Below are 25,839 nucleotides of genomic sequence, written 5' to 3'. Positions count from 1 at the left end.
GGCCCGCGGCGGCCCCGGCTCGCGCAACCCGGTCAGGCGATCTTGAATCGCAGCACGGAGTTACGCAGTTCCTCGGTCAGCAGGGTGAGCTGTCGCACCGACAGCGCGGTCTGGCGCGTGCCGGACGAAGTCTGTTCGGTCACCTGCAGGATCCCTTCGATATTGCGCGCCACCGCGGTGGCGAGCCCGGCTTCGTGCGAGGTGGTCTGCGAAATCTGCTCGATCAGTTCGGCAAGCTGGCGCGACACGCGGCCGATCTCCACCAGCGCGGCGCCGGCGTTGTCGGACAGCTTGGCGCCTTCCACCACGCCCTGCGTGCTGCGCTCCATGGCGTGCACGGCGTCCTGCGTGTCGGTCTGGATGGTGCGGATCAGCGCGCCGATCTGCTTGGTCGCCTCGCCGGAGCGCTCGGCCAGGCGCTGCACTTCCTCGGCCACCACCGAGAAGCCGCGCCCGGCCTCGCCGGCCGAGGCGGCCTGGATGGCGGCGTTGAGCGCCAGCACGTTGGTCTGCTCGGTAATGTCGGAAATCAGCTCGACGATTTCGCCGATCTCCTGCGACGACTCGCCCAGGCGCTTGATCCGCTTGGAGGTGTCCTGGATCTGCTCGCGGATGTCGTTCATGCCGGCGATGGCGTTCTGCACCGCGTACTGGCCCTGCTCGGCGGCGGCCAGCGATGCGCGCGCCACGTTGGCCGATTCGGCCGCGCCGCGCGACACCTGGGTGATGCGGTCCGCCATCTCCACCACCGATTCGCCGGTCTGGCGGATCTGGCGCGACTGTTCCTCGGAGGCGGCGACCAGCTGGGTCGATGTGTCCTGCACCTGGCCCGAGGCCTGCGTCACCTCGCCCGCGGTCAGCTGCACGCGACCGACCAGTTCGCGCAGTTCTTCCACCGTGTAGTTCACCGAGTCGGCGATGGCGCCGGTGATGTCCTCGGTCACGGTGGCCTGCTTGGTCAGGTCGCCGTCGGCGATGTCCTGCAGCTCGTTCATCAGCTGCAGAATGGCCTTCTGGGTGGCGTCGTTGGTGCGCTTTTCCTCGAGCCGGCGCGCATCGGCTTCGCGCTCGCGGGCTTCCGCCTCGCGGGCGCGGACCCGCGAGTCGCGCAGGTAGAGCGCCGCCAGCCCGGCCAGGAACAGCAGCGTGAGCACCGCCGAGACGATGGTGGCGCCCAGGGTCAGCGGGCGCACGCGCGCGCCTTCGGCGTAGGCGGCCTGCAGCTGCGACAGCTCGCCGCGCAGCGCCTCGTTGTCGTTGAAGATCTGCTGCTGGGCGCGCTTGGCGGCGATCAGGCCGGGCAGGTTCTGCAGGATGGTCTGCGTGGTCTTCTGCACGGCGTCGAAACGCTGCGAGAGCTGCTGCAGGTAGGTGCGCGTCTCGGCATCGCCGGTGGCGGCCAGGCGCAGCGCCTCGCTGCCGTTGAGCAGGCCGTCCAGCGTCTCGCGGAAAGTGTTGGTGTCCTTGCCCAGCAGGAACGCGGTCTCGGGGTTGACGCCTTCGCCGGCTAGGAATTCGTTGAGGTTCTTGCCCAGGCGCTGCGTCAGCATCACCAGTTGCGCGGAGGCGGCCACCTCGCGCGCGTTGGCGCCGCCCTGCAGCTTGAGCGCCGCCACCTGCTCGGCGCTTTCCAGCAGTTCCGGGTTGGAGGCGTTGAAGATCTGCAGCGTCTGGCCGATGGTGGTCAGGGTCGGCTGCTGGGCCAGCACGTCGCCCGCGCTCTTCTCGGTGCGGCGCCACGATTCGATGGCCTTTTCCAGCAGCGGGGCGGCCGCGCCGCCGGTGGCGCGCACGTGCTTTTCGCCGTTGCCGTTCTGCAGCGACTGCAAGTCGCCGGCCAGCTCGGCCTTGGACTGGCGCAACTGGGCGAAGCCCTGGGCATTGCCCAGCAGCGCCACCGGCACCGCCTTGGCCAGGCGCTGGGAGTGCATCAGCATGTCGCCGGCGATCTCGATCTGGGCCGCGCCGTTGTTGGCCTCGCGGTTATCCGCGTACACCGACGCCAGCAGCGCCACCAGCGACAGCACCACGCCGCCGGTCAGCGCGCGCTGCTGGCTGGCGAACGGGATGCGCGACAGCCGGTCGGCGATGCGCCCGGCCGGGGTGCTCCTGTCGGCCGGCGCCGCCGCGTTCACCGCCATCTCGGCGGCAGCGGCCACCGGCGCCCGGCGACCCAGGCTGATGTTCTTGAAACCCATAGCACCCTCTGTTCGTTATTCTTCGATTCTTGGTTTTTCCGCGGCGCGTGCGCGGCCAGCGCGGGCCCGCGCCCTCCCCGTTGCGTGCCGCCTGCCCGGCTCCTCCGTGCCGTCCGTGCTCAGGCGGCCTGCCGGCCCACCTGCAGGAACGCCGGCGACGCCAGCAGGCGGCGCACGTCCAGCACCTGCCAGTCGCGCCCGTCGCGGTCGGCGAAGCGCGCGCCCTCCCACTCCGGCGCGCCCTCGGGCTGGCCCTGCGGCGGCGCGGCCGGCAGGCTCAGTTCGCCGGCATGGCGCAGGCCGACCACGCGCGTGGCGAGGATGCCGCAGGCGCGCTCGACCTGGCGCGACAGCACCACGATCTTGCTGCCCGGCTGCAGCGGGGTGGCTCCCTCGCCGCAGAACAGGCCGAAATCGACCACGCCGAGCAGGCTGCCGCGCGCGTTCACCAGCCCGGTGTACCAGCCCTGCGTGAGCGGCACGCGGCTGGGCTGGCGCATCTCCAGCACCTCGCCGGTCTCCGGCAGCGGCAGCAGCCAGTGGCGCTGGCCTACCTGCAGGCCGAGGTAGCTGTCCATCGCCGGCAGGCTGCGCGCCTCGCGCAGGCGGCGGGCCAGCATGGCCTGGTAGTCCTGCAGCCGGGTCTGTCGGGCGCGGAGGTCCTGGCGCGGCGCGTTCATGGGCGGATTCCGTTGAGGGAAAGAGAGGTAACCGTGCAGCGGCCGCGGCGGCTCAGTGGGCCAGCGCCGCGATCTTGCCGAGCAGCTCTTCGCCGTCGACCGGCTTGACGATGTAGTCGGCCGCGCCCTGGCGCATGCCCCAGATGCGGTCGGTGTCCAGGCCCTTGCTGGTGCACATGATGACCGGGATATCCTTGAAGCGGTCGTCGCGCTTGATGGCGCGGGTGGCCTGGTAGCCGTTCTGGCCCGGCATCACCACGTCCATGAGGATCAGGTCGAAGCGCTCGCTTTCGAGCCGGGCGAAGGCCTGGTCGCTGTTGCCGGCCACCGACACCTTGAAACCCTGCTTGCCGAGCAGGTCGGACATGAACAGGGCTTCGGTCGGGGAGTCGTCGACGATGAGGATCTTGCTGATGGTCATGAGTCATTCCTAGAGATGCGCTCAGGCCGGCTCGGCGCTGGCCACGGCGGCGGCACGTGGCAGGCAGGCATCGACGGCCTGCAGCAGCGACTCGCGGGTGAACGGCTTGGCGAGATGGTCGCGCGCGCCGACGAGGCGGCCGCGCGAGCGGTCGAACACGCCGTCGCGGGACGACAGCATGATCACCGGAATGGCATGGAAACGCGGGCTTTTCTTGATCAGGGCGCAGGTCTGGTAGCCGTCCAGGCGCGGCATCAGGATGTCGCAGAAGATCAGGTCCGGATGCATGTCGCCGACCTTGGCGAGCGCCTCGAAACCGTCTTCGGCCAGCAGCACCTGGCAGCCGGCCTGCGACAGGAAGATCTCGGCGGTGCGGCGGATGGTGCTGGAATCGTCGATGACGAGCACCTTGCGGCGCGCGGGCGCAGCGGTACCGCCGGCGGCTGCGCCACCGGCCGGGACATCGACCTGCCCGGCATCGAGCCGGACACTTTCTTGTAGTTGAGAGACCCGCATCCCGTTCCCGCAACCAGCGCGCTCCTCGCGGGACGCGCCGGCATTCACCTGAGAACTTCCGCGCGGCGCAGCCTGGCTGCGCCGGCGGACCCCGAAACAATACGTCCTGATTCCCGATCAACGCGCCGCCGCGGTGGCCCGCGCCGGCAAAAGGGCGGCGCGTGGTACCCGCGCCTGCCCAGGCCCACCCTCCAAAGGGCGGATGTTCAAATTTGAAACAGAGTGTGACAACTCACCGTGGGGCCGTCAATCCGGAATCCGCGGCCCCCCCTGGCGATCTGTCGCATTGGCGCGACGCACCGGCGCAGGCCGGGCAACCGGGCCGGCTCCGTCACGGGCACGTCATGCTGGCCTGCCGGGACGATGCCTGGAGAGGCGAATGCGGCACCCCGCCCCGCATGGCAATGCCACGGTGGCGTCTTACAGGGCCACCATCTCGAAATCTTCCTTGCGCGCGCCGCATTCCGGGCACGTCCAGTTGATGGGCACGTCTTCCCATTTGGTGCCGGGGGCAATGCCGTCTTCGGGCGCGCCGGCGGCTTCGTCGTAAATCCACCCGCAGATCAGGCACATCCAGGTCTTGTATTCCATAACGGTCCAGTCACTCTCCATTAAAATTCAGGGCCAGATGGTACCGAATCGGCGCCTCCGGCGCCAGCCGGACAAGCATGATCCGGGCCAAACACGCCGTGTTCGCGCACGTTACCGCGCAAATACCCCGCATAGCAGCTTTTTTGCGGGCATTTCCGCGCCACTTGCCGCCCGATAGAACGCGTTCCTCCTGCTTTTGATTTCACGCAAAGCCCATGTCTCGTAACCAGCAGCTCTTCGACCGCGCCCAGCAAACCATCCCGGGCGGCGTCAATTCGCCCGTGCGCGCCTTCCGCTCGGTGGGCGGCACGCCCCGCTTCATCACGCGCGCCGAGGGCGCTTACATGTGGGACGCCGATGGCCAGCGCTACATCGACTACATCGGCTCCTGGGGCCCGATGATCGTCGGCCACGCCCACCCCGAAGTGGTGCGCGCGGTGCGGGAAACCGCCGGCCTGAGCTTCTCGTTCGGCGCGCCGACCGAGGCCGAGATCGAGATGGCCGAGGAAATCTGCAAGCTGGTGCCGTCGATCGAGCAGGTGCGCCTGGTCTCGTCCGGCACCGAAGCCACCATGAGCGCGCTGCGCCTGGCGCGCGGCTTCACCAAGCGCGACCTGATCGTCAAATTCGAGGGCTGCTACCACGGCCACGCCGACAGCCTGCTGGTCAAGGCCGGCTCCGGCCTGCTGACGTTCGCCGACACCACCAGGAACGCCCCCTCCTCGGCCGGCGTGCCGGCCGACGTGACCAAGCACACCATGGTGCTGGAGTACAACAACGTCGAGCAGCTCGAGCAGGCCTTCATCAAGCACGAGGGCGAGATCGCCGCGGTGATCGTCGAGCCGGTGGCGGGCAACATGAACCTGGTGCGCGCCAGCGACGCGTTCCTGCAAGCCATGCGCGCGCTGTGCACCAAGCACGGCGCCGTGCTGATCTTCGACGAGGTGATGACGGGCTTCCGCGTGGCGCTGGGCGGCGCGCAGGCGCACTACGGCATCACGCCGGACATGACCTGCCTGGGCAAGGTGATCGGCGGCGGCATGCCGGCCGCGGCCTTCGGCGGCCGGCGCGACATCATGGCCTGCCTGGCGCCGCTGGGCGGCGTCTACCAGGCCGGCACGCTGTCGGGCAACCCGCTCGCGGTGGCGGCCGGGCTGACCACGCTCAAGCTGATCCAGGCGCCGGGCTTCCACGACCGCCTCGCCGCGCAGACCCGCAAGCTGGCCGACGGCCTCGCGGCGGCCGCGCGCGAAGCCGGCGTGCCGTTCGCCGCCGATGCCATCGGCGGCATGTTCGGCCTGTACTTCCGCGAGGGCGTGCCGGGCAGCTTCGCCGAAGTCACCCAGTGCGACACCGCGCGCTTCAACCGCTTCTTCCACGCCATGCTGGATGCCGGCGTCTACCTGGCGCCGTCCGCCTTCGAGGCCGGCTTCGTCTCGGCGCAGCACGACGACGCCATCCTCGCCGCCACCCTCGAGGCGGCGAGGATGGCGTTCGCCGCCGGCTGACGCCGCCCCGCCCGCGCGGCTAGCCGCGCACGGCCGCCTCGCCGAGGCCGGCGCCGGCGCGCGCCAGCGCCTCGGCCAGCGCCTCGCCGGCCGGCGTCATCGGCGCGCGCAGCTCGTTGCGCAGCCAGCCCTCGCGCGCCAGCATGGCCTTGACCGGCCCCGGGTTAGGCTGCGCGAACGCCAGCCGGATCACCGGCATCAGGGCATGGAACAGGCGCCGCGCCTCGTCCAGCCGCTGGCCAGCCACCGCGCGCGCCAGCGCCACGAACGACTCCGGGCAGAGATGGGCCGAAGCGAGGATCGCCCCGCTGCCACCCAGGCACAGCGTGCCCAGCACCTGATGGTCCTCGCCGGCCAGCACCGCCAGGCGCCCGTCGGCGATCACCGCCTGGGTGCCGTGGTAGTCGCCGCCGCAGTCCTTGACGGCATGGATGTTCGGATGCGCGGCCAGCGCCAGGATGGTGTCGGTCTCCAGCTTCACGCCGGTGCGGTACGGGATGTCGTACAGCGCCAGCGGCGCGGCGGCGCTGTCGGCCAGCATCCGGAAATAATCGACCAGCCCGGCCTGCGACGGCCGCACATAGGCGGGGGCCGACGCCAGCACGCCCGCCAGCGGGCGCGCGGCCAGGCGGCGCACGCGCGCCTGCGCCTGGCGCGCGTTGCTGCCCGACACGCCCATCATCACCGGCAGGCCGGCGGCGGCCTCGAGCACGGTATCGAGCACGGCCAGTTGCTCGTCTTCGTCGAGCGCGGCCGCCTCGCCGGTGCTGCCGCACGCCACGAAGCCGGCGATGCCGGCGGCGGCATAGCGGCGCACCAGCCGCGCCAGCGCGGCGTGGTCGACCTCGCCGTGGGCGAACGGCGTCACCAGCGGCAGCCAGATGCCCGCGAAGGCTTGCCGCGGCAGCCGGGCCTGTGGCCGCGATGGTTCCGATTGTCGTGATGGTTCTGCTTGCTGCATGAAACGCTCCTGTACGACCGGTCAGGAAAAAACCGTACAGAAGGGCGCCGGATCGGCGGCTGGGCCTGCAGTGGACAGCGGGAGGATGCAAAGCCGGCCTCGCCCCCGATCGCAGGTGCCGTTCCGTCGCTCATCTGACGGAACAGCACGCCCCGGTCAGACGAGCGGCTGTTTTTTGGCTTTGGCGCGCGCGGGCACCTGCGGCTGCGAAGCAGCACGGGCGGGTGCGGAAATCAGCGGACAGGCGCGCATGGCAGGTTGGGGATGCAAGGTGAGGCTGCAGCGGCGCCAGCCGGGCATGACCTCGATGGTCGGGCCGGACCGCGCCGAAGCCGACAATCTACCGGCAGCGGGCCGCCGCCGTCAACCCGCGCGCGCAGGCCGGATCGCTTGCCGGCGCGGGCCCGTGCGCTACACTGGTGCTTCCTCGATTTCCGGAGTATCCGATGCGCGCATCCCCGTCCCCGACCCTGTCTGCGTCCCTGTCCTCGCCGCGGTCCGTCCTGCGCTGGCTGCTGCTGGGCCTGTGCGCCAGCCTGCTGTCCGCCTGCGGATACAACGACTTCCAGGCCAAGGACGAGGCCGTCAAGGCGGCCTGGGGCGAGGTGATCAACCAGTACCAGCGCCGCGCCGACCTGATCCCCAACCTGGTCAATACCGTCAAGGGCTATGCCACGCACGAGCGCGAGACGCTCGAAGCCGTCACCAAGGCCCGCGCCGCCGCCACCAGCATCCAGGTCTCGCCGGAGACGCTCAACGACCCCGAGGCCTTCAAGCGCTTCCAGCAGGCCCAGGGCGAGCTCAGCGGCGCGCTGTCGCGCCTGCTGGCGGTGTCGGAAAACTATCCGCAGCTCAAGGCCGACGCGTCGTTCCGCGACCTGCAGTCGCAGCTCGAAGGCACCGAGAACCGCATCACGGTGGCACGCCAGCGGTATATTGCCGCGGTGCGCGACTACAACATCCTCGCGCGCAGCTTCCCCACCAACCTGACCGCGATGGTGTTCAAGTACCCGGTCAAGCCGTCCTTCACGGTGGAGAACGAGAAGGCCATCTCCACGCCGCCGGCGGTGAAGTTCTGATCCGGGCGGCAAACGCAAAAGGCTGAACCCATGCGGCAAGACCTGGCCCGATTCCTTCCCGCGCCGGCCACGCGCACCGCGCGCGACTGGCGCGACTGGCGCGGCATGCTGCTGGCGCTGATGCTGATGCTCGGCACGCTGCTGGCCGGGCCGGCCGCGGCAGCCGCAGGCCCCGGCGCCGCCGGCGCCGACGGTTTCGTGCCGGTGCCGCCGCTGACCCAGCGCGTGACCGACCTCACCGGCACGCTCAGCGCCGGCCAGCGCAGCGCGCTGGAAAACGTGCTGGCCGAGTACGAGCAGCAGCGCGGCAGCCAGATCTTCGTGCTGATGGTGCCTACCACCGAGCCCGAGCCGATCGACGCCTACAGCATCCGCGTGGCCGACGCCTGGCGCGCCGGGCGCAAGGGCATCGACGACGGCGTGATCCTGCTGATCGCCAAGGACAACCCGCCCGGGCTGCGCAAGATGCGGCTCGAGGTAGGCCGCGGCGTGCAGGGCTCGCTCACCGACGCGATGTCCAAGCGCATCCTGCAGGACGTGATGGCGCCGCACTTCCGCCAGAACGACTTCTACGGCGGCCTCGCGGCCGGCGTCTCGGCCATCCAGGCCACCATCGACAAGGAAGGCCTGCCCGGCCCGCAGGCCGGCGGCAAGCCGGCCCGGAGCGACGCGTGGGCCGACTGGCTGCCGGTGCTGTTCCCGCTCGCCATCATCCTGTTCTTCTTCCTCTCCGCGGCGCGGCGTCCGCGCGGCCCGCAGATCGTGACCGGCCGGCGCGGCTGGGATGCGGCCGCCGGCGGCCTGGGCGGCACGCTCGGCGGACTCGGCGGCGGCTGGGGACGTGGCGGCTGGGGACGTGGCGGCGGAGGCGGCTTCGGCGGCGGTGGCGGAGGTGGTGGCGGCGGCTTCGGCGGCGGCGGGGGCGGCGGTTTCGACGGAGGCGGCGCCTCCGGCAACTGGTAGCCACGCATGCCTCATATCAAACGCGCCCTGCGCCATCTCGGCACCCTGCCCGGCGCCGCCAACCGGCATTTTCCCGCCGAGGCCCGGCAACAACTGCAACAGGCGGTCGCCGCCGGCGAGCAGCGCCACCAGGGCGAAGTGCGGGTGGTGATCGAATCCAGCCTGCCGGTCGGGCTGGCCTTGGCCGGCACCACGCCGCGCGCCCGGGCCCGCGCCCTGTTCGGCGCGCTCGAGGTCTGGAACACCGAAGGCCATACCGGCGTGCTGCTTTACATCAACCTGGCCGACCACGCGGTCGAACTGCTGGCCGACCGCGGCATCGACACCCGCGTCGGCCCGGACACGTGGCGCGCGATCTGCAACGAACTGGCCGCCGGGCTGGCGCGCGACCTGTCGGTCAAGCCCGTGCTGGCGGCAGTGGAGAAGATCCACCACCTGCTGGCCACGCACTTCCCGGCCGAAGACGGCAAACCCAACCACAACGAACTGGACGACCGGCCGGTGGTGCTGTAGCCGCCGGCCCGGTTCAGCCGCGCAAGCGAATCTCTCCCCTGGCCGCGCACCGCGGTCAGGCAGCCACCTGCGCGCCGCGCTTGCGGCCCAGCGCATACCAGACTGCCGCCGCCACCTGCAGCACCACCAGCCCGCTCCAGACCGTGAGGTGCGCTGTCTTCGGATAGCGGCCGCCGGTAGCCGGCCAGAGGTCGAGCACCATGCCTACGCCGACCTGGCAGGCAAAGGTGGCCAGGAACACCGTCAGCGTCAGTGCCGTGGTGGCGCGGCCGATCAGGGCTTCGGGGAAGCTGCGCGCCAGCACCGCGTAGGCCAGGATGCCGCTCGAGCCGAACACGCCGTAGGCGGCCCACATCAGCACCGGCGGCAGCGGCACGCCGGCGATGATCAGGCACTGGACCACGATGAAGCCGCTCATGCCCAGGCCGGCGAACGCGTACAGGCTCAGCCCGGCGCGCTCCAGGTGGCGCGCGGCCCAGCCGGCGAACACGCAGCCGCCCATCATGGCGAAGCCGATCACCGAGACCAGCCGCGCGCTCTGTTCGGGCGAATGGCCCGCCACGTCGCGCAGGAAGGCGCCCACCCACAAAGTCTGCACCGACAGGAAGATGCCCTGGTTGAGCAGCGCCAGCGGCACCACGCGCAGGAAGCGCCCGTTGCGGAATACCTGCCAGGTGCCGCGCAGTTGCTCGGCCAGGCGCTGCTTGCCGGCGCCGCCCGCCTCAGGGGCGGCGAACCACAGCAGCGCGGCCATCGCCAGCGTCAGGCCGGCCAGTCCGTAGCTGACCGTGCGCCAGTCCGTCCACGACAGCAGCCAGGCCAGCGGCGCGCCCACCACCACCGCGCCGAGGCCGCCGATGGCCATGACCACGCCGTTGAGCAGCGGCATGCGCGACAGCGGGAACCAGATCGACAGCGCCTGGATGGCGGCGCCCAGGCACACCGACACGCCGATGCCGATCAGCAGGCGGCCGGCCGCCAGCGCCGCCATGCCCGGCGCGCGGGCGAACATCAGCGCGCCCGCCACCGCGGCCAGCAGCAGCACGGCCTCGGTACGGCGCGGGCCGAAGCGGTCGAGCAGCAGGCCCGCCGGGATCTGGGCGCAGGCGAAGCCCAGGAAGTAGAAGCTGGTCAGCAGGCCGAGATCGGCGGCGCTCAGGCCCATCTCGCGGATCAGGTGCGGCGCGAAGCCCAGGTTGACGCCGCGAAAGATATAGGAAACCAGGAAACCGAGCGAGAAGATGCACAGCACGCGCCAGCGCATGCCGGTGTCGCGCGAAGGCGCGGCGGCGGAGGAAGCAGGCGCGGCGGAGGAAGCGGGATTGGCAGAAGTCATGCCCGCATTGTCGTCAGCCGCGCCTCGCAAGGCCAACGAAAGATACCTGCCACGATTGTGAGTAGAATTTGACGGCAATGACCTCCCGAACTCCCGAACCCGTCCCGGCGGCAACGCCGCCCGCCGCTGCGGCCACCGCCGACGGGCCCGCATGCACGCTGCCGCCCGGCACCACGCGCCAGCGCACCACGCCGCACCTGCCCGCGCTGCAGGCCCTGCGCGCCATGGAGGCCGCCGCCCGCCACCGCAGCTTTTCGCGCGCGGCGCAGGAGCTGTCCCTGACCCATAGCGCCATCAGCCACCATATCCGCGCGCTGGAGTCCAACCTCGGCACCAAGCTGTTCCAGCGCGCCGCCCACCTGATGGTGCCCACCAACGTGGGCGCGCGCCTGGCCGAGCGCATCCGCGACGGCCTGGCCGAGCTGGAGGACGGCCTGCGCGAGGCCAGCAACGGCTGCGCGCCCCAGGTGACGCGGCTGGAAGTGAGCGTAATGGCGGACCTGGCCAACGCGTGGCTGATCCGGCGCCTGCCGAGCCTGCACGCGGCGCTGCCGGGGCTGGACCTGCACCTGCGGCTGCATGCCGAGATCAGCCCGCCCGATCCCTACGCGGTGGACGTGGGCATCTGGCACCAGCGCGTGGAACTGCCCGGCTTCGCCTGCCACAACCTGATCGAGGACCACGTGGTCGCGGTGGCAAGCCCCGCGCTGCTGGCGCGCTATCCCGGCTTCACGCTGGCGGACCTGCCGCGCCTGCCGATGCTGCGCTTCGCCCTGCGGCCGTGGCGCGACTGGCTGGAGGCCGCCGGCCTGCCCGGCGGAGAACCCGAGCGCGGGCCGATCTTCCAGGACGCCGGGATGATGCTGCAGTCGGCCGTGGCCGGCCTGGGCGCGGCCACGGCGCGCCTGCAGCTGGCGCGCGACTATCTCGCCAGCGGCGAGCTGGTGCAGCTGGGCACCACGCGCATCCCGTCCAGCCTCCACTACTGGGTCACATGGCGCGAAGCCAATCCGCGCGAGAAGACCATCCAGCAATTCCACGCCTGGCTGCAGGAACAGGTGGCGGCGTCGTCGCTGCCGGCAACGGCCCGGCCGGTCGGAATCTAGCCGCCCTGTTGCCGCGCCGCCGCGCGCAGCGCGTCGATGCGCTCGCGCGTGAGCGGATGGGTGGAGAAGAAATCGTTGTCTTCCGGCGCGCCGCGATCTTCGGCGGCACGTCGGCTGCGCCGCTCGCGCTTGGTTTCGCGCTCGCCAGCGCCGGCGGAGGCGCCGTCCCCGGCTGCCGCCGCCACATCCTGCTTGTGCGCCGCCTCCAGCGCCTGCAGGACGTCGGCGAACGCCGACACCGGCAGCCCGTTGCGCTGCATGACATCGACCGCGTAGGCATCGGCCGCGCGCTCGTGGTCGCGCGAGTAGCGCAGCGTCAGGATGGCCGCCGGCACGCCGGCCAGCACGCTGGAATAGTCGCCGAAGAAATACGCCGCCAGCGCGCCCACCGCCGAAGCCTGCAGGATCTGCTGCAGCCCGTGGCGCTGCGCCACGTGCCCGGCCTCGTGGGCCAGCACGCCCATCAGGCCCGGGCCGGTGCCGGCCAGCGTCACCAGTTCGTCGGTGACCACGATGGCGCCGCCCGGCAACGCCAGCGCATTGGCGCCGAGCCGGCCGCCGCGACGGAACAGGATGCGGTAGTCGTGGCCCGCATCGGGCGGTCGCCGCAGTGCCGCGAAGTCCGCGCGGATGCGCTCCTGCTGCGCTGCCGGCAGCCTGGACGCCGCCAGCAGCCCGTCATCGATGCTGGCCAGCGTGGCTTCGCCGAGCCGCGCCTCCAGCGCCGGCGGCACGCTGCGCGCCACCATGCCGGCGCCCCACGGCAGCGCCACGAAATAGCCGAACACCAGCGCCGCCACCAGCCCGAGCACGGACAGCAGCACCAGCCGCCAGCTGTTCTGCGCGCGCGCCACCCAGCCCTCGCGGTGGCCGCTGGCGTCCAGCAGCGCGGCCAGGCCAGCGTGATCGGAGACCTCGCAGAACGCGCCGTCGGCGAACGTCACCAGGCGCGGCGCGCGCCGCACGCGCTCCGACACCCGCAGCGTCGACAGCGGCGCGCTGCGCAGGACCGCGCCGCCGGCCTCGCGCAGCACCGCGTTGCGCCCCTCGACCGACAGGCTGGCCGCGTGCGCGCGCGACGAGCGGCCGTCGAAGTAAGTGGCGGCTACCGGGGCCGGGGCTGTGGAGGAAGGCGGCATCAGGCGAACATGAGGCGAACGGATCGGGCCAGCGGGGAAAAGAAGAGGCTCACAGCAAGAAACGGCTCAGGCTCGCCTCACAGCGCGATGTCGATGTCGTACCAGTCCACCGCCGCATCGCCGAGCGCGCCGACCTGCTGGGTTTCGCCGGCCACGAAGGCATCCAGGGGCGCGGCCGCCAGCATGGTCATGCTCTCGATACGGTAGCGCATCGAGCGTACCTTGGCGAACGGCATGAACAGGCCCAGCGTGAGCACGGTGGCGATCATGTTGGTGACGAAAATGAAGAACAGCCGGCCCGCCTTGACCTCGCTGCGGAACGCGTGCGGCGCCAGCGTGGTGTGGTTCCACACCAGGTTCTGCAGGCGCGCCATGAAGAACGGCCCGATCGCCAGCAGCGCCACGTAGAAGCCCACCGCGGCCACCAGGAAGGCCATCACCACGCCGCCGCGGCCGCCGCCGAAGACATTGCCCAGCGCGCCGCCGGCCACCGCCGTGACCACCATTACCGCCACCATCATGCCGAACGCGCGCAGGTAGACGCCGTAGAAGCCGCCCGCGGTGGCATCGATGGCGAACGGCGCCGTGCCGAAGCGCGTGTGGTTGTGCTGGTACTGCTTGAAACGCTGGTGCGCCAGCGGCGCCAGCGCATAGAGCGTCAGGAGCGTGAGCGCGGGCCACAGCAGGAACACCTTGTAGGCCTCGGCGTCGCCGCCGGTGAAGGCAAAGCGCAAGCCGCGGTAGCTCGAGTTCGCCATGCGAAAGCGCAGCGAACGCACCAGCAGCAGCGGAAACACCAGTGCCAGCGCCAGGCCAAGCACCAGCGACAGCAGCGGCGAGATGTGGCTGGTGAGCTGGAACACCATCGCCAGCCCGAACACGATGGCCCGGCCTTTCAGGATGGCCGAGGCGCGGCCGTGATAGTCGAAGCTGGCGGCGTCGAGCCGGGTGTTGCGGTAGAAGTACTGCATGGTGCGCACCTTGGCCCAGGCAGAGTAGATGCCCAGCGTGACGATCGTCAGCAGCGCGTTGACGATCCAGATGCGGAAATACTCCGAACCCGAGCCGACGAACTCGAACCGCAGCGGGCGCGGCTGCCCGCCGGACCCGGATGCGGCCGGCACGGCCGGCGCGCCGGTGGCCGGCGACGGCAAATCATTGTTGTTGTCTTGCATGCTGGCTTCTCCCATGAATACCGCGAAGCGCGCCGGCGAGGCCGCACGCATCCGCGGACAAGCCGGCGACGATATCCCGCCGCCTCCGCCGCGGCGAGCAATGTATCAGGACTGCAACCAAAACGGCGCCATCCGGGTCACTTTGTAAGAAGTTCCTGCCTCATCCAACAGAGCGAGAAAGTGCCGCCGCCAATGTGGCATCGCCCACGTTCGTCCCCGGCACGGCTACAACTTTTGGCGTCTGCCTCATCCCTGGCGCGGCGTCCCGCACCGCCGGCGGGCATGCGCGCGGCGCAACGTGCGTTCGCGCACGTGCGCGATCCTGGCGGGGCCGTATCGCGCATGAAACCATTCGTGCCGCAGTGCGCCGGCTGCTCCACCACCCGCAGGCGCCTGCTCGCTTACCCTCGCCCGCCAGGCGGCATGCCGTCTGCGAACGCATCTTACGCGCCCTGCCGCGCACTTTTTCTCCGTTCTGGGGGTCCGACACGCCACTCCGTGGCTGTCCGCCGGGATTTTGCCAGAGACGCGAGGGCATCCGCGCAGTAACAACAAGGAAACATCCTGTTACAACAAAACCGGACAGTTACAAGTGGCCCAAAAACATCACCAATCAAATCAATGACTTAGTCTCACTGGCATGTTCGTCGCTCTTATGCCCGTTACAAAGACCAGAGCGACCGGAGACAACAACACGGTACGCCGAGGATGCCAGGGTCAAGGCGGTGCAATCCGACAGCCCGGGCATCACGACAAAGCGTTGAAACGGGGGGAAGCGGCTGCCGGGACAGGGCAGCCGCTTCGCGGGGAGGTTTGGCGACGGGCCAGCGCAATCTTTTGCTTCCATGGCCCACGGCGCAGCGGCGACATGCGACACACCGCGGCGGCGATCACAAGCAGTCTTGCAGCACTTTCAGGCGCGGACCGGTTCCTGAGGGAGGTCAGAACCGGTTCGCGGCACCTACCAGCGCAACAAGCCGCAGCAAGCGGCGACCGCGCCAGGTGAGGACCCGCCGGCTGGCACCCAGCCGAGAGGTTCCCTGGAGACTGGTGGAGCCGGGAGGCCCGCCTTGTCGCGTAGCGCAACGGGGAAACAGCGATCCTTGCATCGCTGTTGCGCCACCGCGCACGCGTCATCGAGGAATCCCCCTGGCTTGGCCACGGCCGGCACCACCGGCCGAATCTTGTGCCCGATTCTCAGCGGGCGCTTTTTCCCCTTGAACCATGACGTAAAGGAGAAGGACATGAACACCATGTTCGAAGGCATCAAGCGTTTTGCGCGTGAAGAAGACGGGGCTGCCGGCGTGGAATATGCGCTGCTGCTGGCGTTCGTGGCGCTGGTCATGATCGTGTCTGGCCCGGCGGTCGCGACCGCCGTCGGAGGTATCTGGCAAAAGATCCAGCAGGCACTCACGAGTGCTGCACCCGCTGCGGGCTGAGCCAAAAGCATGCGCGCCCCGGCCGGACCCAAAGCCGGCCGGGCCGTGCGCTCCCTGTCCATGAACACCCCGCACCACGCCGCCACACGCTTCGCACAACGAGGATGCCATGAGTGCCTTTGACCCCCTTACCAGCGGATACCTGCTCGCCCTGGTCGGCCTTGCCGCCGCCAGCGACATGCGCAGCCACCGTATCCCCAACTGGCTGGTCGCGGCTGGACTCATGGTGGCGCTGGTGCTGCAGATTACCTTGCACGGATTTGGCCAGGGTGCTCAGACCTGGCTGACCGGTGCCCTTGCCGGATTCGCACCCTACCTGGGGCTGTACATGCTAGGCGCGGTCGGCGCCGGCGATGCCAAGCTGATGGCCAGCATCGGCGCCTTCGTCGGGCCGCAGGGGGCGCTGGAAATCGCGGTCGCGAGCTTCGCCGTGGGAGGGCTGCTCGCGCTGGCCGTCATGCTGATGCGCAAGCAGGTAAGAAGGACATTGGCCGGAATCGGCACGCGCCTGCTGTGGCTGCCGCTCGGCCTGCGGGCCAACCTGGCCGGCCGGGACAAGCTGACGACGGCAGCTCGCCTGCCCTACGCGGTGGCGATCGCGGGCGGCGTGGTGCTGGTGATGACGGGCGTGCTCTGACGAGCTACAAGCATGGCCCCGCAACGACAAACAACGACAACGCAACACGCAATATCAGGCACATAGAGAGAGCCGGCAGCCACGGGGTGCCGAAGGCCACAAAAAAAGCGGCAAGACACAGGCCCGACGAGCGGGCCGGAACGGGAGAGAAACATCATGCGCGAGCACCCACCCACGGCATCGCTCCGGGCTCCTGCCAAGCCGGCGCACCGTCTCCGGCATGCCACCCGGCACGCGGCTTCGACCGGCCCGTTCCCTCTCGCAGACACCAGTGCCTGCCCACGCCGGCGCCTCGGGTCTTGCGACCCGATGGCCGCGGAGCACAGGCACGGCCTGCGCCAGAGCCACGCGGACATGCATCGCCTGGGCCACCGGCGCGGCCTCACCGCATTCGACTGAACGCCGCCGCACGCGGCACCGATGAACGGAACTGGCGCCACGGCCAGGGGAGGCACTCGCGCCTCGCCGGCGGCGCCGATGCCTGGATCCACACTGGGGAGGACCATCAAATGAGAAACGTACGCGCAATCGTGATGCTGCTGGTGGCGGCGCTGGCCGGCCTGGCGGCGGTGGTGCTGGCCTCGCGCTGGATGATGCAGCAAAGCTCGAGCAGCGTCACCAAGGTGGTGGTGGCCGGCACCGACATCAACCTCGGACAGCGGCTCGCGCCCGAGTTCGTCAAGGTCGTCGACTGGCCGCGCGAGAGCCTGCCGCCCGGAGCGCTGACCGACCAGAAGCTCATCGACGGCCGCGTGACCAAGGCCAGCGTGATGCGCGGCGAGCCCATCCTGGAATCCAAGCTCACGCCCGTCGGCACGCGCGGCGGTCTCTCCGCCGTGATCGCCGAAGGCAAGCGCGCCATCACCGTGCGCGTCAACGACGTGGTGGGCGTGGCGGGCTTCGCGCTGCCGGGCAGCTTCGTCGACATCATCGTCAACACGCAAAAAGACCAGGCCAAGACCGAAGGCGCCACGCAGAACGAACAGTCCATCTCCAAGATCGTGCTGGAGAAGATCCTGGTGCTGGCGATCGCGCAAGAGGTCAACCGCGACGAGACCAAGCCCAAGGTGGTCAATGCCGTGACGCTGGAAGTCTCGCCGGAAGAAGCCGAGAAGCTCGACCTGGCACGCAGCGTGGGCACCCTGTCGCTGGTGCTGCGCAACCAGATCGACCCGCGCCCGGTCGATACCGCCGGCGCCACCAAGCGCAGCCTGCTCAACGAGCCGGTGCTCAAGGCCGCGGTGGCACCGGCGCCGGTGGCCAAGGTGGTGCAGGTGATACAGCGCCTGACCGAGAGAAAGATCGCCAGCAATTGCGTGGGCGTGATCAGCGGCATGCAGCAAAACCAAGAATGCTTCTAACGCACGGACGCTGACAACGCCAAATGCCGGCCCCAGCCACTGGGGTCAACAACCGGGGGAAATCAAATGGACCGACACCATACCCAGGGGGGCAGCCCGCGCAGCCACGCGCCGCGCAACGGCCCCTCACGCCTGAACCTGACCGCGCTAGCCGTGCTGTCGATGACCTGCGTCTGGCTGGGCAGCGAACAGGCCCGGGCAGCCGATGCCGCAGCCGCTGGCACCGCTGGCACCGCTGGCACCGCTGGCGCGACAGGAAATGCCAGCGCGGCGGGCGCGGCCCAAACCCAGGCCGCGCAGACCGCGCAGACCGCGCCGCAAGCGATGAAGCTCGCCGCCAACGGCCCGATCCAGCTCACCATCGGCGCGGCCAGCGTGCCGCCGCCGCCGAGCGACGGTGGTGTCAGCCGCGGGCCCAACTGCACGGGCGCCGCGCGCGACCCGCAACAGATTGCGGTGCCGGTGGGCAAGTCGCGCATGTTGCCGCTACCCGAGCCGGTGCGCACGCGCACGCTGGGCAACCCGGGCGTGGTGCAGGCCATGCTGGTTTCGCCGCAGACGCTCTACCTGCTTGGCCTGGACGTCGGCACCACCAATATGATCGTGCAAGGCAAGAGCGGCAACTGTACGGTCATCGACGTGACGGTCGGCGCCGATCCCGGCGGCCTGCAGTCGACCCTGCACGATCTGTTGCCGGGCGCGCGCGGCGTGCGCGTATCCTCCGCCGCCGACAGCCTGGTGCTGACCGGCAACGTGCCGGACTCCACCGTCGCCCAGATGGTGATCGACATCGCCAATGCCTTTGTCATGCGCCAGACACGCGGCCCCTTGCAAGCACCGCCGCAAGGGTTCGGCGCACCCGGCCAGCCGATGCTGGCCATGAATGGCATGGCCATGGGCGGCATGGGGATGGGCATGACCGGCGCCGGCAACGCCAACGGACAAGCACTGCGCAGCCAGCGCATCATCAACATGATGACGGTGGACTCGCCGCAGCAGGTGATGCTCGAAGTGAAGGTGGCCGAAGTGTCGAAGACGCTGATCGACCAGCTCGGCGCCTCGGCCAACCTGAACGGCGCCTTCGGCAGCTGGAGCTTCGGCCTGCTGGCCAACTTCCTGTCCGGCGGCGCGGGCGTGATCTCCGGCATGAAGAACAACAACCTGCCGTTCAACTTCCAGGTCGACGCGCAGAAAGGCGACAGCCTGGTCAAGGTGCTGGCCGAGCCCAACCTGATGGCGATCAGCGGGCAGGAGGCAAGCTTCCTGGCCGGCGGCAAGGTCTTCATCCCGGTGCCGCAGGCATCCAGCGCCGGCGGCACCACCATCACGCTGCAGGAAGAGACCTTCGGCGTCGGCCTGCGCTTCACGCCGACCGTGCTGGCCAACGGCCGCATCAACCTGAAGGTGGCGCCCGAGGTGTCCGAGCTGTCGCCCACCGGTGTCGCGCTCTCGGCGCCGAACCTGAGCGGCAGCACCATCCTGCCGTTGATCACCACGCGCCGCGCGTCCACCACGCTGCAGGTGATGGACGGACAAAGCTTCGCCATCGGCGGCCTCATCAAGAGCAACGTCACGGGCAGCCTCAAGGCCTTGCCCGGCGCCGGCGAACTGCCCATCCTCGGCAACCTGTTCCGCAGCACCAACTTCCAGCAGGACAAGAGCGAGCTGCTGTTCGTGGTCACGCCGCGCCTGGTCAAGCCGCTGCCGGCCAACTACCCGATGCCGACCGACTCGTTCGGCAGGCCCACCCCGGGCGAAGTCTTCATCAACGGCAACATGGAAGGCCATCCCGACATCAACCTGCAGCCGAACGTGCCGCGCAATGCCCCGCCGCCAGTGCCTACCAGCGCCCCGGCCGCGCCGATGGCGCCCGCGCCCGCCGCGCCCGCCACCAGCAAGGAACCGATGGCGGGCCCGCGCGACACCGCCGATGCGGCCGTGCCGGCGCCGACCATGGCCGGCACGGCAACGCTCGCCGACACCGCGCAATGAACAGGGGAAACATCATGGACATCCGCACTCTCGCTGCCCGCTCCGCGCGGTTCGCCTTCGTCGCCGTCGCCACGTGCGCGGCCGCAGGACTGGCCGGCTGCATGACCACCACGCCGGTGTACGACGCCCACTTCGGCGACGCCGTACGCATCGTGCGCGCCATGCAGACGCTCAATCCGGATGCGTCGCTGAACACGGATCCCGTCACCGGCGTCGATGCGCGCAGCGCCACCTACGCCATGGACCGTTACAACACGTCGTTCCGCAATCCGCCTACGGACACGAACGCGTACGCGATCGGCGTCGGCACTTCGTCTTCATCGTCCTCGGCACCCTGAGCGGACGGCGGCTTGCGGCTACGCCGGCGCATGCCGCCTGGCACAACACAATCTGGGAGAAATTGAGATGGCAAAGCTCATTCTGGTCTCGGCCGACGAGACGCGCGCGCGGCAGATGTCGTCGATGGCCGGACAGGCCGCCACGCAGCGGCAGTTGCAACTGGTCTGCGCCGACCCGGAGAAGGCGCTCGGCATGGCCGGGCTGATCCATCCCTCCGACTTCCTGATCCTGCAGGCGGACGACTTCAGCCCCGACGTGCTGGAACGCCTGCGCCAGCGCTTTCCGGAGCCCGGCGACGTGCCGTGCATCCTGGTCACGCCGTCGCCGTCGGCCGAGTTGCTGATGCGCGCCATGCGCACGGGCATCCGCAGCGTACTGCGCTGGCCGCTGGACCCGCGCGAGTTCAACGACGAACTCGAGCGGCTCGCGGCCAAGCCGCTCAACGGCGGCAGCAGCGAGGCAAGGACCTTTACGTTCGCGTCCTGCAAGGGCGGCAGCGGCACCACCTTCGTCGCGGCCAACTTCGGCTATGCCATCGCCGCCCGGCGCAACAGGCGCGTGCTGCTGGTGGACCTGGTGCAGCAGTTCGGCGACAGCGCCTTCCTGGTCACCGACAAGACGCCGCCGGCCACGCTGGCCGACATCTGCCAGCAGGTCGACCGGCTCGACCTGGCCCTGCTCGATGCGTGCATCACGCATGCGCACCCGAACTTCGACGTGATCGCCGGCGCCGGCGACCCTGTCAAGGCCGGCGACATCAAGTCCGCCCACCTGGAAAACATCCTCGATCTGGTGCGCCCGGCCTACGACGTGATCATCTTCGACGTGGGCCAGGACATCAACCCGTCCTCGATCATGGTGCTGGACCACAGCGACACCATCTACCCGGTGCTGCAGCTCAGCCTGCCCTACCTGCGCGCTGGCCGCAGCCTGATGGAGATATTCCGCTCGCTGGGCTACCCGAACGACCGTTTGCAGCTGGTCATCAACGAATTCGAGAAACACTCGCCGGTCAGCCTGCGCACGCTGGAGGAAACCGTGGGCGGCAAGATCGCGCACATCCTGCCGTCCGACCCCAAGCCGGCCCGCGACGCCAGCAACCAGGGCGTGCCGGTGCTGCAGCTTGCCGAGCGCAGCCCGATCGCGCGCGCGCTGGCGCAGATGGTGGACACGGTTTATCCCAACCCGGCGAAACAGGACGACGGCCTGTTGCGCAAGCTGCTCGGACATGGCAAGGACCGTTCCGGCCAGGCCATGCCGGTCGAGCGGCACGCTTGACGGCATGGCGGCAACACGCAGCCCCGGAACCCAGACACAGGCGCGCGATGCGCCGCGGAGAAACGACATGTCACTGCGGGAACAACTCTACGAAAAGGCCGGCGAAACGGTAGCCGAGCGCGTCGGGCCGGCCAACACCGCAAATGCGGCGTATCAGCAACTCAAGATGGAGATCCACGAGGCCATCATCGAGCGCGTCGAACTGGAAAAACTGCAGCGCCTGTCGCCGGATCAGGTACGCCGCGAACTGGCCCTGCTGGTCGAGCGCATCATCGACGAGCGCAACATCCCGATCAACGAAAGCGAGCGCAAGCGCCTGGTATCCGACGTGCGCGACGAGATGCTCGGCTTCGGCCCGCTCGAGCCGCTGCTGACCGACCCGACCGTCTCCGACATCCTGGTCAACACCTTCAAGCAGGTTTATGTCGAACGGCGCGGCAAGCTCGAACTGACCGACGTGACCTTCCGCGACGATGCGCACCTGATGAAGGTCATCGACAAGATGGTGTCGCGCGTGGGCCGGCGCATCGACGAATCGAGCCCGATGGTGGATGCGCGCCTGCCCGACGGCTCGCGCGTGAATGCCATCATCCCACCCTCGGCGGTGGACGGCCCGCTGCTCTCGATCCGGCGGTTCTCCGTGAACCCGCTGATGGTCAAGGACCTGGTGGAACTGCAGACGCTGACGCCGCCGATGGCGCAGCTGATCGAGGCCATGGTCAAGGCCAAGCTGAACATCCTGATCTCGGGCGGCACCGGCAGCGGCAAGACCACCATGCTCAACATCCTGTCGGGCTTCATCCCGGCCAGCGAACGCATCGTCACCATCGAGGACGCAGCCGAACTGCAGATGCGGCAGAACCACGTGCTGCGCCTGGAGACGCGCCCGCCCAATATCGAGGGCAAGGGCGAGATCACCCAGCGCGCGCTGGTGAAGAACGCGCTACGGATGCGGCCCGACCGCATCATCCTCGGCGAAGTGCGCGGGGCCGAGGCGCTCGACATGCTGCACGCGATGAACACCGGCCACGAAGGCTCGCTCGCCACCATCCACGCCAACACCCCGCGCGACGCGCTGACCCGGCTCGAGAACATGATCAGCATGGCGGGCCTGTCGCTGCCGCCGCGCACCATGCGTCAGCAGATCACCTCGGCGATCACCGTGATGTTGCAGGTGTCGCGGCTGACCGATGGCCGCCGCAAGCTGATGAGCGTGCAGGAAATCACCGGCATGGAGAGCGACGTGGTCAACATGCAGGAGATATTCACCTTCAAGCGCACCGGCGTGGATGCGGAGGGCCGCGTGAAAGGGCACTTCTGCGCCACCGGCGTGCGGCCGCACTTCTGCGAGCGCCTCCAGGCCTTTGGCGTGAACGTGCCGGAACGGCTGTTCGAACCCTCGATGCGCTTCGAGGTATGAGCCACGCGCACACCGCCCAGGAGATCACGCCATGAACCAGACCTTCGCGGCCTTCGGCCTCTCGCTCTTTGTCGCCATCGTGCTGGTGGTGGTGGTCGCCTATCAGTGGTGGCAGCGCAAGCACAGCGCCGGCGCGCGGCGCCTGGGACGCCGCGTGCACGCGGCAGTCCAGGCCGGCTGGCAGGAACAGTCGTCGTCCATCATGAAGGAGCGTGCCCTGAGCAGTTCGGCGTCGTTCGCCAACCTGCTGCGCAAGCTGCCGCGCATCCATGCGCTCGACCGGCTACTGATGCAGTCGGGACTCAACTGGACAGTGTCGACCTTTCTCTGCTTCAACCTGCTGCCCGCACTGGCGATCGGCGCCTTCGGCATGCTGATGGGCCTTCCGGCCATGGCGATAGGCATTGCGGCCCTCTGCTCGACAGCAGCGCCGCTCTGGTTTGTGCTCAGGCGCCGCAGCCGCCGCCTCCAGCTGATCGAAACGCAGCTTCCGGAAGGCGCCGACCTGATCAGCCGCGCGCTGCGCGCCGGGCATTCTTTCTCCAGCGCCCTGGATATGGCCGGCGACGAGCTGCCCGATCCGCTGGGTGCGGAGTTCCGCCTGACCTTCGACGAACTGAACTTCGGCGCATCCATGCACGACGCGCTCAACAACATGGCCGCGCGCGCCCCCCTGCCCGACTTGCGCTACCTGGTAATCGCCGTGCTGATTCAGCGCGAGTCCGGCGGCAACCTGGCGGAGATCCTCGGCAATGTCAGCCGCATCATTCGCGAACGAATGAAGCTGGTGGGCCAGGTACGGGTGCTCTCGGCCGAAGGGCGCTTCTCCGGCATCATCCTGGCCGTGCTGCCGTTTGCCTTGGCCGGGGCCATGTACCTGCTCAATCCCACGTTCCTGGATCCGCTCGCGAACGATCCCGTCGGGCCGTGGATCGTGGGATACGCGGTGCTGCTGATGCTGCTGGGCCTGCTGTGGATGCGCAAGATCGTGCGCATCCACATGTAGCCGCCGCCAGAAGAACCGGAAGAGGAAAATCATGCGAATCGAGCAAATACTGATCCTTGTCCTGGCCTTCCTGGTGGCCTTCGGCGTGACGCTGGCCGCCATGATGATGTTCCAGCCCGATATCCTGCGCCGCCGCATCACCCAGGTGAGCAAATCAGCCACAGGCGACGGTGTGCCCTCCGTGCTGCAGGATGACTGGATGCGCAAGCTGGAACGGCTCTCCAAGCCGCTGGCCAAGCTTGCCCTGCCGAAGGAGGGCTGGGAATCCTCCTCCATCCGCACCCGCTTCATGAACGCCGGCTGGCGCAGCCCGTCGGCGGTGGCGGTGTACTTCGCGGCCAAGACAGTGCTGGCCATCGCGTTCCCGCTACTGGTGCTGCTGCTCACGCGCGGCATGATCGGCGAAGACAACCCACGCTTGCTGCCTGCCGCGCTGCTGGCTTCCGCCATCGCCGGCTTCTACCTGCCGGACCTGGTATTGCGCCGCCGCATCCGCGTACGCAAGGAGGCGATCTTCGAAGCGTTTCCCGACACGCTCGACCTGATCACGGTTTGCGTCGAGGCCGGGCTGGCGCTCGACGCGGCGCTGCTCAAGGTTGTGGAGGAGTTCCGTGACGAAAACAGCGCCCTCGGAGAGGAGCTCGAGTTGCTGGTGCTGGAACTGCGCGCCGGCCTGTCACGCGAGAAGGCCCTGCGCAACTTCGCCCTGCGTACCGGCGTGGAAGACATCGACATGCTGGTCAGCATGCTGATACAGGCCGACCGCTTCGGCACCAGCGTGGCCGACTCGTTGCGCGTGCACGCGGATACGCTGCGCACCAAGCGGCGCCAGCGCGCGGAGGAATGCGCGGCCAAGATCGCGGTCAAGCTGCTGTTTCCGCTGACGCTGTTCATCCTGCCATCGCTGTTCGTCGTGTTGCTGGGTTCGCCGGCCATTCAGTTCTACCGGTCGCTGATCCCGTTCATGATGAGCACCGGACAATAAGCCGTCCACCACACCGGACGGCGACGGCAGGCCAGGCCGGCACAACCAAAGGCAGGAGGACCTACCATGCAACCCTCGGCTATCCTCAGGCGCCTGCGCCAGCGCGGCGCCAGCGCCGTCGAGTTCGCGTTGGTGGCGCCCGTGTTCTTCCTGGTGTTTTTCTCCATCATCGACTTCAGCATGATGATGTTCGCCAACCTCACCATGCAGAACGCCGTACGCGAGGGCGCGCGCTTCGCCGTTACCGGCCAGAGCACCCTCGATCCGGCCAACACCACCCAGCAGCGCTACCAGGCCGTGCTGGCCAAGATTCACGACACGTCGCTGGGCATCTATGACATGTCGGGCGCCACCGTGACCACCTGGGTCAACGGCAGCACGCAGGCCAACGGCAGCACGATGTTCGGCGGCGCAGGCGACCTTGTGGTGATACAGGTCAACTGTTCCTGGCCACTGCTCACGCCAATGGTGGCCGCGTTCTTCTCCTCCACGGGCGGCAAGTACACGTTCAGCGTGGCCGCCACCATGCGCAACGAGGCCTTCTGATGAACCGCATCCGCCCCCTTCCGCGCAGGCGCGCCTCACGCGGCATTGCCAGCATCGAGCTCGCCATCTTGCTGCCGATCTTCATCTTCCTCACCTTGCCCGTGATCGACTTTGCACGCGCCATCCAGGCCAACCTGATCCTGGTCAATCTCACTCGCGAGGGCGCGAGCCTCGCTTCGCGCAGCACCGCCTACACGCCGCAGGACATCATGGTGGCGCTGGCCCAGACCACGCCTCCGCTGAAGATGAGCCAGCGCGGCATGATCTACATCACCAAGATCATGGGCGACAACGAGTGCAATAAGAACGGCAAGAATTGCGCCGTGCGCAATATCGTGCTCGAGCAGTACCGCTGGGCAGGGGGTTGGTCGCTCGGCGGCACGGTCCCGGGCAGCAAGGTCTGGAATTGCGGCAGCAGCACCGGCCAGTGGCAAAGCGACGGCAGTTGCGGCGGCATGCCCGCCGGCGGCAGCACGTCGCCCACCGCGAATGCCATGACGGGCCTCCTCACCGACGGCCAGATCGTCTACGTGGTCGAGTCTTACTACAACTTCGACATGCTGTTCAAAGGGCTGGCCATGGGACTGCTCAAGATGCCGGACATCGGCCCGAACCTGTATTCGGTCACGTCATTCTGACTGCCGCCACCA

25 protein-coding genes are annotated in these 25,839 nt (G+C 69.0%); 16 read left to right on the top strand and 9 right to left on the bottom strand.

Annotated elements, in window-relative coordinates:
• Window positions 1-32 precede the first annotated feature (32 nt).
• The 5 genes from ACKI2N_RS05420 to ACKI2N_RS05400 form a co-directional block, all read right to left on the bottom strand.
• Window positions 33-2,198, bottom strand: a complete 2,166-nt coding sequence (locus tag ACKI2N_RS05420) for a methyl-accepting chemotaxis protein (protein WP_420995532.1) — start codon at window positions 2,196-2,198, stop codon at window positions 33-35.
• A 119-nt stretch (window positions 2,199-2,317) separates the two neighbouring features.
• Window positions 2,318-2,878, bottom strand: coding sequence for a chemotaxis protein CheW (locus ACKI2N_RS05415; RefSeq protein WP_420995531.1), 561 nt, complete (start codon window positions 2,876-2,878; stop codon window positions 2,318-2,320).
• Window positions 2,879-2,930: 52 nt separating this feature from the next.
• Window positions 2,931-3,299 carry a response regulator gene (locus ACKI2N_RS05410; RefSeq protein WP_420995530.1) on the bottom strand — a complete coding sequence of 123 codons (369 nt, stop codon included), beginning with the start codon at window positions 3,297-3,299 and terminating at the stop codon, window positions 2,931-2,933.
• A gap of 21 nt (window positions 3,300-3,320) precedes the next feature.
• Window positions 3,321-3,815 (bottom strand): response regulator, encoded by a 495-nt coding sequence (locus ACKI2N_RS05405; protein WP_420995550.1) that lies wholly within the window; start codon window positions 3,813-3,815, stop codon window positions 3,321-3,323.
• A gap of 420 nt (window positions 3,816-4,235) precedes the next feature.
• Complete coding sequence (locus tag ACKI2N_RS05400) at window positions 4,236-4,406, bottom strand: rubredoxin (RefSeq protein ID WP_017225880.1); 171 nt, start codon at window positions 4,404-4,406, stop codon at window positions 4,236-4,238.
• 215 nt (window positions 4,407-4,621) lie between these two features.
• Here ACKI2N_RS05400 and hemL point away from each other — a divergent pair, with 215 nt between their 5' ends.
• Window positions 4,622-5,914, top strand: coding sequence for a glutamate-1-semialdehyde 2,1-aminomutase (gene hemL, locus ACKI2N_RS05395; protein ID WP_420995529.1), 1,293 nt, complete (start codon window positions 4,622-4,624; stop codon window positions 5,912-5,914).
• A gap of 19 nt (window positions 5,915-5,933) precedes the next feature.
• Here the strand turns inward: hemL and dapA are convergent, their stop codons facing one another.
• Window positions 5,934-6,875, bottom strand: a complete 942-nt coding sequence (gene dapA / locus ACKI2N_RS05390; protein WP_420995528.1) for a 4-hydroxy-tetrahydrodipicolinate synthase — start codon at window positions 6,873-6,875, stop codon at window positions 5,934-5,936.
• A gap of 446 nt (window positions 6,876-7,321) precedes the next feature.
• Here dapA and ACKI2N_RS05385 point away from each other — a divergent pair, with 446 nt between their 5' ends.
• The 3 genes from ACKI2N_RS05385 (at window position 7,322) to ACKI2N_RS05375 (ending at window position 9,430) form a co-directional block, all read left to right on the top strand.
• On the top strand, window positions 7,322-7,954 hold the full coding sequence (locus ACKI2N_RS05385) for a LemA family protein (protein ID WP_420995527.1): 633 nt from the start codon (window positions 7,322-7,324) through the stop codon (window positions 7,952-7,954).
• A gap of 105 nt (window positions 7,955-8,059) precedes the next feature.
• Complete coding sequence (locus ACKI2N_RS05380) at window positions 8,060-8,917, top strand: TPM domain-containing protein (RefSeq protein ID WP_420995549.1); 858 nt, start codon at window positions 8,060-8,062, stop codon at window positions 8,915-8,917.
• A gap of 6 nt (window positions 8,918-8,923) precedes the next feature.
• Window positions 8,924-9,430 (top strand): TPM domain-containing protein, encoded by a 507-nt coding sequence (locus tag ACKI2N_RS05375; protein WP_420995526.1) that lies wholly within the window; start codon window positions 8,924-8,926, stop codon window positions 9,428-9,430.
• A gap of 55 nt (window positions 9,431-9,485) precedes the next feature.
• On the opposite strand, the gene ACKI2N_RS05370 is transcribed toward ACKI2N_RS05375, so the two are convergent.
• Complete coding sequence (locus tag ACKI2N_RS05370; protein ID WP_420995525.1) at window positions 9,486-10,766, bottom strand: MFS transporter; 1,281 nt, start codon at window positions 10,764-10,766, stop codon at window positions 9,486-9,488.
• 224 nt (window positions 10,767-10,990) lie between these two features.
• Here ACKI2N_RS05370 and ACKI2N_RS05365 point away from each other — a divergent pair, with 224 nt between their 5' ends.
• On the top strand, window positions 10,991-11,872 hold the full coding sequence (locus ACKI2N_RS05365; protein ID WP_426990830.1) for a LysR substrate-binding domain-containing protein: 882 nt from the start codon (window positions 10,991-10,993) through the stop codon (window positions 11,870-11,872).
• Here the strand turns inward: ACKI2N_RS05365 and ACKI2N_RS05360 are convergent.
• Together ACKI2N_RS05360 and ACKI2N_RS05355 are read right to left on the bottom strand one after the other, a co-directional pair.
• A complete protein-coding gene (locus ACKI2N_RS05360) occupies window positions 11,869-13,011 on the bottom strand; it encodes a M48 family metallopeptidase (protein ID WP_420995523.1) in 1,143 nt (380 codons plus the stop codon). The two genes, ACKI2N_RS05365 and ACKI2N_RS05360, sit on opposite strands and share 4 nt — an antisense overlap.
• A 77-nt stretch (window positions 13,012-13,088) precedes the next feature.
• Window positions 13,089-14,186, bottom strand: coding sequence for a YjgN family protein (locus ACKI2N_RS05355; protein WP_420995522.1), 1,098 nt, complete (start codon window positions 14,184-14,186; stop codon window positions 13,089-13,091).
• 1,244 nt (window positions 14,187-15,430) lie between these two features.
• Between ACKI2N_RS05355 and ACKI2N_RS05350 the strand changes: the two genes are divergently transcribed.
• From ACKI2N_RS05350 to ACKI2N_RS05300, 11 genes are all read left to right on the top strand, one after another.
• Window positions 15,431-15,625: a Flp family type IVb pilin gene (locus ACKI2N_RS05350; protein WP_420995521.1), complete on the top strand. Its 195-nt coding sequence runs from the start codon at window positions 15,431-15,433 to the stop codon at window positions 15,623-15,625.
• A 109-nt stretch (window positions 15,626-15,734) separates the two neighbouring features.
• The gene (locus tag ACKI2N_RS05345) at window positions 15,735-16,262 is read left to right on the top strand and encodes an A24 family peptidase (RefSeq protein WP_420995520.1); all 528 of its coding nucleotides are present in this window, start codon (window positions 15,735-15,737) and stop codon (window positions 16,260-16,262) included.
• A gap of 509 nt (window positions 16,263-16,771) precedes the next feature.
• A complete protein-coding gene (cpaB, locus tag ACKI2N_RS05340; protein WP_420995519.1) occupies window positions 16,772-17,623 on the top strand; it encodes a Flp pilus assembly protein CpaB in 852 nt (283 codons plus the stop codon).
• Between the two features lie 66 nt (window positions 17,624-17,689).
• Window positions 17,690-19,615 carry a type II and III secretion system protein family protein gene (locus ACKI2N_RS05335; protein WP_420995518.1) on the top strand — a complete coding sequence of 642 codons (1,926 nt, stop codon included), beginning with the start codon at window positions 17,690-17,692 and terminating at the stop codon, window positions 19,613-19,615.
• 14 nt (window positions 19,616-19,629) lie between these two features.
• Entirely contained in the window at window positions 19,630-19,953 is a 324-nt protein-coding gene (locus ACKI2N_RS05330) for a hypothetical protein (protein WP_420995517.1), read from the top strand.
• A 67-nt stretch (window positions 19,954-20,020) separates the two neighbouring features.
• Window positions 20,021-21,232, top strand: a complete 1,212-nt coding sequence (locus ACKI2N_RS05325) for an AAA family ATPase (RefSeq protein WP_420995516.1) — start codon at window positions 20,021-20,023, stop codon at window positions 21,230-21,232.
• Window positions 21,233-21,299: 67 nt separating this feature from the next.
• Complete coding sequence (locus ACKI2N_RS05320) at window positions 21,300-22,652, top strand: CpaF family protein (RefSeq protein WP_420995515.1); 1,353 nt, start codon at window positions 21,300-21,302, stop codon at window positions 22,650-22,652.
• 31 nt (window positions 22,653-22,683) lie between these two features.
• Entirely contained in the window at window positions 22,684-23,658 is a 975-nt protein-coding gene (locus tag ACKI2N_RS05315; RefSeq protein WP_420995514.1) for a type II secretion system F family protein, read from the top strand.
• A gap of 31 nt (window positions 23,659-23,689) precedes the next feature.
• Window positions 23,690-24,643 carry a type II secretion system F family protein gene (locus tag ACKI2N_RS05310; protein ID WP_420995513.1) on the top strand — a complete coding sequence of 318 codons (954 nt, stop codon included), beginning with the start codon at window positions 23,690-23,692 and terminating at the stop codon, window positions 24,641-24,643.
• A 66-nt stretch (window positions 24,644-24,709) separates the two neighbouring features.
• A complete protein-coding gene (locus ACKI2N_RS05305) occupies window positions 24,710-25,189 on the top strand; it encodes a TadE/TadG family type IV pilus assembly protein (protein WP_420995512.1) in 480 nt (159 codons plus the stop codon).
• Complete coding sequence (locus ACKI2N_RS05300) at window positions 25,189-25,827, top strand: TadE family protein (RefSeq protein ID WP_420995511.1); 639 nt, start codon at window positions 25,189-25,191, stop codon at window positions 25,825-25,827. The genes ACKI2N_RS05305 and ACKI2N_RS05300 overlap by 1 nt, the downstream gene beginning before the upstream one ends.
• Window positions 25,828-25,839: the final 12 nt, after the last annotated feature.

The sequence above is a fragment of the Cupriavidus sp. 30B13 genome (assembly GCF_049059565.2).
Taxonomy (GTDB): Bacteria; Pseudomonadota; Gammaproteobacteria; order Burkholderiales; family Burkholderiaceae; genus Cupriavidus.
Note: the sequence above shows the minus strand (reverse complement) of the source record. Positions and strands in the feature narration are given on the sequence as shown.